The organism is Microbispora sp. H10836, from assembly GCF_012999525.1.
Taxonomy (GTDB): Bacteria; Actinomycetota; Actinomycetes; order Streptosporangiales; family Streptosporangiaceae; genus Microbispora.
In genome coordinates, this window is sequence record NZ_JABBWU010000068.1 from 1 (window position 1) to 980 (window position 980).

At 68.8% G+C, this 980-nt stretch carries 1 protein-coding gene; it reads left to right on the top strand.

The annotated features are described in order from the left end of the window. Positions 1 to 721: 721 nt before the first annotated feature. The coding region (locus HHX30_RS40280; RefSeq protein ID WP_169989208.1) for an endo-1,4-beta-xylanase at positions 722 to 980 on the top strand (259 nt) is incomplete at its 3' end.

Consider the following 980-nt stretch of genomic DNA (forward strand, 5'->3'; position numbering starts at 1 on the left):
TCGTGTAGCGGCCGGAGGCCAGGCGCTGCCACAACCCGATCCGGTAGCCGCCGGGCACCTGGGTGCCCTCGGTGATCGAGTCGCCCAGCGGCATGACCCGCACCCCGCCGTTGGACTCCGCGTTCGCGACACCCGCTCCCAGCACCGTGCCCAAGGCCACCACAGCCGCGGCCAGGACGATCGCGGCGAGCGTACGACCTCGCCCTTCAGGCTTTGTTAGCGCTAACATAGCGTCCCTCGGGCCCGCCTTTCTTCGTTGTCGCGCCAGTATTCGTGGTGGTGCGGCGGAGCAAATACGACGTGACGAGTCCCCGTCAAGCACCGCGTTCCCGCCGTCCCGGCCGTCCCGCCCCGGTCAAGCCGTTCCACCTGCCGTGGCGAGATGCGGACGCGTCACGCGGAGGACCGGCGACGATGAAACGTTCATCGTCACGGCGGCCGTTGAGGGCGCCTTGAGGGGGCATCCGGAAACTTACAGAATCGCCCACCGCATCGGCGCAGGGTGCGAGCATGATCGGCGATGGGGCGAGCGAAACTTACGGGGAACGCCCTTGACACATTTCGTGATGATTTCCCACACTGCTCCCCAAGGCGGCTTCCTCCTGCCGGGGTCGGTGGTGGGCGGCAGGAGCCGCAGTCTCGGCGCGACGACGGATCGCGTGTGTTTCCCGCGGGCGTCTGTCCGCGTTCCCCTCATTGATTTCGCAGTGGAGGCTCAGGCATGGGCGAAAAATCCTCGTCCGGCGGAACCCGCCGGATGCTGGTCGCCGGCGCCCTCGGCGTACTCGGCGCGGTCACCGCACTGGCGGCATCGGTCCCCGCCGGCGCCGCGGCCGGAACGCTCGGCGCCGCGGCCGCACAGAGCGGCCGTTACTTCGGCACCGCGATCGCGGCCGGCCACCTGAACGACTCGACGTATGTGGCGACCTGGGACCGGGAGTTCAACTCGGTCACGGCGGAAAACGAGATGAAGTGGGGGC